The sequence below is a fragment of the Mesorhizobium sp. M7A.F.Ca.CA.004.06.1.1 genome, assembly GCF_003999135.1.
Classification (GTDB): Bacteria; Pseudomonadota; Alphaproteobacteria; order Rhizobiales; family Rhizobiaceae; genus Mesorhizobium.
Genome location: NZ_RZPQ01000288.1, coordinates 1 through 6,637, shown reverse-complemented (window position 1 = coordinate 6,637; position 6,637 = coordinate 1). Strand labels below are relative to the sequence as shown.

The following is a 6,637-nucleotide window of genomic DNA, read 5'->3' as shown; positions in this document are numbered from 1 at the left end:
CGCCTGAATAGGCAAGCACGACTTTTTTGACGTCTTTGGCCTTGGACATTTCTACTCCGTCGATGGCGGACGCCCCAGCCTGGGCGTCACGGATTGTCGCAGCGCCTTTTAGCAGGAACGGCAGAGCGAGCAAGCACGCGTGCATGCACGGCTTCTGGTCCAGCGCATGGCCGGGGGCGGCCGGCAGCGAAAACAATCTGCTGCAATCAAAGGCTGCATTTGCTGGAGGGACTTAATCAAGTTTTCACGCCGTGCCGCTAACACTTACGACAAAGCCGCCTTGACCACGTTCCGGGCGGCTTCTTGCCTGCTTTGTCGTGGGTGTCCTCGGACTCGGGCCGTTCTTGATGCGCGTTATATCATGCATCGCCATGGAGCATAATCTGTGGCTTGTCCTGCTGGCGGCGCTGATGTGCGTCACCGGCTGCTGGGTGACGATCGGCCTCTTCGACCGTTCGAGGAAAACCGCCGGCGTGCAGATGAAGGGCTGGCTGTTCCTGACCGCGGTCGCCGCCGGCTCGTCGATCTGGTGCACCCATTTCATCGCCATGCTGGCCTACCAGCCCGGCGCGCCGATCACCTTCGATCCGGTCCTGACCATGGCATCCCTGGTCATCGCCATCATCGGCACCGGGCTGGGCTTCACCCTCGCATCCGGCAAGAGCCGGCGCCTGGCTCCGGAATGGGGCGGCATCGTCGTCGGCCTGGCGATTTCGTCCATGCACTACACCGGCATGATGGCTTATCATGTTGCCGGCATCGTCGAATGGGACGGCTCCTATGTCGTGGCCTCACTGGTCATCTCGGCCGTGTTCTCCGCCTTGGCCGTCGGCCATGCCGTGCGCCGGCCATACCGCTGGTCGCATTATCTCGCCATCGGGCTGCTGGTGCTGGCGATCGTCGGCCTGCATTTCACGGCTATGGCCGCGGTGGCGGTGACGCCGCTGTCCTTCATCAGCACAGGCACCAATCCCGATATTCTGGTGGCAATGGCGGTCGCCGTCGCCGTGGTGGGCCTGATCGTCGCGGCCACCGGCTTCGCCAGCTATCTGATCGATGAGCGTGGCCGTCTGGAGAGTTTCGAGCGGCTTCAGCATCTCGCCCTCAACGACGCCCTTACCGGCCTTCCCAACCGGGTCTCCTTCAACGACCGCCTCGACCATGAGATCGACCGGGCACGCGAGGGCGAGGACACAATGACGGCGGTCATCGTCATCGATCTCGACCGCTTCAAGGAGATCAACGACCTCAGGGGGCATGCGGCCGGCGACCAGGCGCTCAAGATCGTCGCCCGCAGGCTGGCGAAACTCACCGGCGAGGGCGAGTTCGTCGCCCGGCTCGGCGGTGACGAGTTCGCCGCGATCAAGCGCTTCAAGGATCAGAAGGACCTTCTCGGGCTGGTCTCGCGGCTGGAGAAATCCCTGTTCGAACCGTTGCGGCTCGACGATTTCGAGATCGCCGCGGGCGCCAGCATCGGCGTCGCCGTCTATCCGCGCGACGGGGCCGACCGCGAGCGGCTGGTCAGCAACGCCGATCTTGCCATGTACCGGGCGAAGAACGACGTCACGCGAGCCGTCTGCTTCTACGAATCCGCCATGGACGAGACGGCGCGGGCGCGCCGCGCCTTGGCCACCGACCTTCGCCAGGCGATCGACCGCGGCGAGCTTTCGCTGCACTATCAGGTGCAGACCTCGGTCCCGACCGGCGCCACCTGCGGCTACGAGGCGCTGCTGCGCTGGACCCATCCCGTGCACGGCATGATTCCGCCCGCTGAATTCATCCCGATTGCCGAAGAGAACGGCTCGATCATGGCGATCGGCGAATGGGTGCTGCGGACCGCGTGCCGCCAGGCGGCCTCGTGGGGCAATGGCCACAAGATCGCGGTCAATCTGTCACCGGTACAGTTCGCCCATGCCGATCTCGCCAAGCTCATCCATCAAATCCTGATCGAGACCGGGCTGTCGCCGAAACGGTTGGAGCTGGAGCTCACCGAATCGACGATCGTCGCCGACAAGGTGCGCACGCTGCATGTCCTGCGCCAGATCAAGGCGCTGGGGGTGACGATCGCGATCGACGATTTCGGCACCGGCTATTCATCGCTCGATACGCTGCGCTCGTTTCCCTTCGACAAGATCAAACTCGACCGCTCGTTCATGGCTGACGTCGAGCGAAGCCCGCAGGCCAAGGCCATCATCCGGGCGGTGCTGACGCTGGGCCGCAGCCTCGACATTCCGGTGCTTGCCGAAGGCGTCGAGACGCATGTCCAGCTCACCATCCTGCAGGTCGAAGGCTGCAACGAGGCGCAAGGCTATTTCCTCGGCCGGCCCAAGCCGATCGACCAGATCACCGGGGACGCCGATGTTAGCAACGATCAACTCGTCGCGGAGGAGCCGGCGAGGATGCGGCTGAGCAGGCAGGCATAGGACGCCGCGGCCGGCCGTCCAGCGAATGCCTTGCGGACGCCTGCTGGATCGACATCGGGTGGCTGCTGTGTCTGGCATCGTCATGGCGCATCCTGTATAGGCCTCCCAATTCCCTGGGGCCGCTCATGTCGTTCATTCCAGACACCGCCACGCTGATCCAGTTCGCCATTGCCACGGTCATCCTGGCGATCACGCCGGGTCCGGACATGACGCTGTTCGTCTCGCGCACGCTCAACCAGGGCCGTGCCACCGGCTTTGCCTCGATGGCCGGCGCGCTGTGCGGCACGCTGATCCACACCACGCTGGTGGTTGTCGGTGTCTCGGCACTGATCGTCGCCTCGCCGATGGCTTTCTTCGTGCTGAAGATCTTCGGCGCGGGCTATCTCGTCTTCCTGGCCTGGCAGGCGATCACCAGGGGCTCGGCCTTTTCGCCGGAGAAGAAGACCGGCCCCGAGATTTCGCTGTTGCGCAGCTGGGCGGCGGGACTCGGCGTCAATCTGCTCAACCCGAAGATCATCCTGTTCTTCATGACCTTCCTGCCGCAGTTCGTCTCCGCGCATGATCCGAACGCCCCGGGAAAGCTGTTTTTCCTCGGACTCATGTTCATCGTGTTGTCGGTCCCGGTGACCGTGCCGATGGTGCTGGCGGCGGAAAAGTTCTCGGCGGCGATGAAGGCCAGCCCGCGCGTCACGCGGGTGGTCGACTATCTCTTTGCCGGCGTGTTCTCCGCCTTCGCGCTCAAGATCCTGACGGCCCAGGCGAAATAGCGGCCGTCATCCTGCTCGACCACCATCGCCGGATTCTGGTTCGCCTTGCCACCAGCTTCCGGCCCAGCGCCCGGCGCTGAGCCAGTAGAAGATGCCGCCGACCATGCCGCCGCCGATCACCGCCATGATGGCGCTGGTGTCCCTGACCGTGAAGGCGGTGTCACCGCTGTGGTCGGCAAGCCCGAGGAAAACGCCGGCAACCGCCGCGCCCGCCAAGGCATAGTACAGCCAGTCTCGCCGGCCGAGGATCTCGGCAAGCAGGATGACTATGCAAGCCGGCATCAGGGCGAAATAGGCGACGAACAGGGCGACGAAGGGAATCGAGAAATACAGGGAAGCCGTCACCGCCGGTTGCGCTTGCTCCGGTGCGTAGCCGAGAGAGGCCAGGAACAGGATGTTGAGGAAGGCGCTCGCCGCCAGCGAGGCGATGGCATAGCCGAACAGGATGACGGTGAAACGGATGAGGTAGCCGACGAGACGGGTCATCCCAGATCTCGGCCCAAATCCCGGCGCATGCCCGACTTGCGTCCGGCCAGAAGCCAGTAGACCGAACCGGCGGCAATGCCGGCGGTGGCCAGGAAACCGAGAAAGCCCGGATTGAAGATAAAACTGCCGGCCGAGCGCGGCATGGACACGCCAAAGGCGATGGACGTGATCGCACCCGTGGCGGCAAAGTAGAACCATCCCCGAAGCGAAAACCATTCAGCGACAAAGAGCGCCGGGCCGACGATTAGCAGCGCGGCGATCGTCACGGTCAACACCGCGAGCGGGAAGGAACCCAGCCAGTCGAAAGCGAAAATGATGGACCAGTTGCCATCTTCCAAACCTTCCAGAAGAGCGATCAGCAGCACCGGGACCAGGATCGAGGTCAGCACGGCGGCGATATAGCCGACCGCCATCACGGCGAGGCGCTTCAGCCAGGCGACGGGGCGGCTCACGCCTCGCCGTGCCCCGCTATCATCATCGCTTCCAGCGCCAGCCGGTCGACCTTGCGCATGCGCTCGGAGTCGGACTTGAGCTGGCCGCAGGCGGCGAGGATGTCGCGGCCGCGTGGCGTGCGGATCGGCGAGGCATAGCCGGCGTTGTTGATGTAGTCGGCGAATTTCTCGATCGTCTCCCAGTCCGAGCACTGGTAGTTGGTGCCAGGCCACGGGTTGAACGGGATCAAATTGATCTTGGCCGGAATGCCCTTGAGCAGCTTGATCAGCCCCTTGGCGTCCTCGATGGAATCGTTGACATCCTTCAGCATCACATATTCGAAGGTGATGCGCTTGGCGTTCGACAGGCCGGGATAGGCGCGGCAGGCGGCGATCAGCTCCTTCAGCGGATACTTCTTGTTGATCGGCACAAGCAGGTCGCGCAGATCGTCATTGGTGGCATGCAGCGAGATCGCCAGCATGACGCCGATCTCCTCGCCGGTGCGGAAGATTTCCGGCACGACGCCGGAGGTCGACAGCGTGATGCGGCGCTTCGACAAGGAAAGGCCGTCACCGTCGGAAGCGATCAGCAGCGCCTTCTTGACCGCTTCGAAATTGTAAAGCGGTTCGCCCATTCCCATCATGACGATGTTGGACACTTTGCGGCCCTCGGCCGGCACGATGGCGCCGTCGGGCGTGTCGCGGTCGGGAAAATCGCCGAGCCGGTCGCGGGCGGTGAGCAGCTGGGCGAGGATCTCCTCAGCCGTCAGATTGCGCACCAGCTTCTGCGTGCCGGTGTGGCAAAACGAGCAGGTCAGCGTGCAGCCCACCTGCGAGGAGATGCACAGCGTGCCGCGACCCTCTTCGGGAATGTAGACAGTCTCGATCTCGACCGGCCGGCCGGCGCCGCGCGGCGGAAAGCGGAACAGCCATTTGCGCGTGCCGTCGGCGGAAATCTGCTCCTCGACGATCTCGGGCCTGGCGACGGTGAAGTGCTTGTCCAGTTCGGCGCGCAGATCCTTGGAAATGTTGAACATGCCGGCGAAATCGGAGACGCCGCGCACATACATCCAGTGCCACAGCTGCTGGGCGCGCATTTTCGCCTGGCGCTCGGGCACAGTGCCTGATGCAACCAGAGCCTCGGCGAGCTCGACCCGCGTCAGGCCGATCAGCGACGGCTTTTCGGGCTGTGCCGCGCGGGCGCGCAACGCGTCGCGGGCGCCGTCAGTGGTGAGATCGAATGAAAGGGTCATGGTTGCACTGATATAAGCGGTTTGCGGCCGATTTCACGCATCGTGCCGGAAAGGAAGCGCGGCGCATAGCACAGGTTGAGGGCAGAGTCATGGGTTGTGCCGGTTTAACCTCTGGCCTGCACGTGTTAGGGCTCGATACTCCCCGCTCGAGGACAGACATGGCCGGCACATCGCGAAGATATCCCATGCTGCGGCGTTCGCGCGCGATGTGGGGCTCACGGCGGGTGTGGCAGCCGCGCCTGGTGTTCTGGGCCGGGGCGCTTGGCATCGGTGTGATCAGCGTGCTGTTCGCGGTGCTGGCGGACAGGGCGCAGGAACTGTTTCACCTGATGACAGGAGACGGAGGCGGCTGGCGTTTCTATCTGCCGCTTGCCGTTACGCCGTTGGGTTTCGTGCTGTGCGCCTGGCTTGCCCACACCTTCGTTCCCGGCTCGCAAGGCAGCGGCATTCCGCAGGCGATCGCCGCCCGCCATCTTCGCGACGACGAGGACCGAAGTCATATCCTGTCCCTCAAGCTGGTGGTCGGCAAAATCATGCTCACCATCGTCGGCCTGTTCTGCGGCGCCTCGATCGGCCGCGAGGGTCCGACCGTGCAGGTCGGCGCGTCGCTGATGCTGCAGGCGGCGCGCTGGGGCGGCATGGTGCAGGCGCGGGGCCTGATTCTGGCCGGGTCGGCCGCCGGTATCGCCGCCGCCTTCAACACGCCGCTGGCCGGCATCGTCTTCGCCATCGAGGAGATGGGCCGCACCTACGAGGCGCGTACCAACGGGCTGGTGCTGACGGCGGTGATCCTGGCCGGCCTCGCCTCGCTCGGCCTGCTCGGCAACTACACCTATTTCGGCGTCGCCAAGGACACGATCTCGTTTGCCGCCGAGTGGCCGCTGGTGATCGCCTGCGGCGTCATCGGCGGCGGGCTCGGCGCGCTGTTTTCGCTGCTGGCGTTGAAGGCGACACGCCGGATCCGGCGCTGGAACACTGGGCAGCCTTTGCAGCGCGCTTTGCTGGTCGCGGCCGTCTGCGGGCTGCTGGTTGCAGTGATCGGCATCGCCTCGGGCGGGCTGACCTTCGGCACCGGTTACGTGCAGGCACGGGGCGCCGTCGAAGGCACGCCGCTGCCATGGTTCTTCTTTGCCGAAAAGTTCCTGGCGGGACTGCTGTCGATGATCTCGGGCATTCCGGGCGGCATCTTCGCGCCCTCGCTGGCGGTCGGCGCCGGCATCGGCAGTTCGCTCGGCCTCCTCTTCGGCGCCAGCACTGGGGCTGCGGCACTCCTCGGC

At 64.7% G+C, this 6,637-nt stretch carries 7 protein-coding genes; 3 read left to right on the top strand and 4 right to left on the bottom strand.

Annotated features, from left to right (window positions below; translation table 11 throughout):
- Positions 1-196 (bottom strand): hypothetical protein (locus EN906_RS37755; protein ID WP_206529110.1); only part of this gene is annotated, 196 nt, incomplete at its 3' end.
- A gap of 151 nt (positions 197-347) precedes the next feature.
- Between EN906_RS37755 and EN906_RS17980 the strand changes: the two genes are divergently transcribed.
- Complete coding sequence (locus tag EN906_RS17980) at positions 348-2,423, top strand: bifunctional diguanylate cyclase/phosphodiesterase (RefSeq protein ID WP_236382960.1); 2,076 nt, start codon at positions 348-350, stop codon at positions 2,421-2,423.
- Between the two features lie 125 nt (positions 2,424-2,548).
- Positions 2,549-3,190 carry a LysE family translocator gene (locus EN906_RS17975; protein ID WP_127271180.1) on the top strand — a complete coding sequence of 214 codons (642 nt, stop codon included), beginning with the start codon at positions 2,549-2,551 and terminating at the stop codon, positions 3,188-3,190.
- Between the two features lie 6 nt (positions 3,191-3,196).
- Here EN906_RS17975 and EN906_RS17970 read toward each other — a convergent pair whose 3' ends face one another.
- Genes EN906_RS17970 through rlmN form a run of 3 tightly spaced genes read right to left on the bottom strand, consistent with a single transcriptional unit; the run spans position 3,197 to position 5,360 of the window.
- Positions 3,197-3,676: a hypothetical protein gene (locus EN906_RS17970; protein WP_127271178.1), complete on the bottom strand. Its 480-nt coding sequence runs from the start codon at positions 3,674-3,676 to the stop codon at positions 3,197-3,199.
- Positions 3,673-4,089: a hypothetical protein gene (locus EN906_RS17965; protein ID WP_236382957.1), complete on the bottom strand. Its 417-nt coding sequence runs from the start codon at positions 4,087-4,089 to the stop codon at positions 3,673-3,675. The genes EN906_RS17970 and EN906_RS17965 overlap by 4 nt, the downstream gene beginning before the upstream one ends.
- Positions 4,090-4,124: 35 nt before the next feature.
- A complete protein-coding gene (gene rlmN / locus EN906_RS17960; RefSeq protein WP_127271171.1) occupies positions 4,125-5,360 on the bottom strand; it encodes a 23S rRNA (adenine(2503)-C(2))-methyltransferase RlmN in 1,236 nt (411 codons plus the stop codon).
- Positions 5,361-5,518: 158 nt separating this feature from the next.
- On the opposite strand from rlmN, the gene EN906_RS17955 reads away from it, so the two are divergent.
- Positions 5,519-6,637 (top strand): chloride channel protein (locus tag EN906_RS17955; RefSeq protein WP_164777219.1); only part of this gene is annotated, 1,119 nt, incomplete at its 3' end.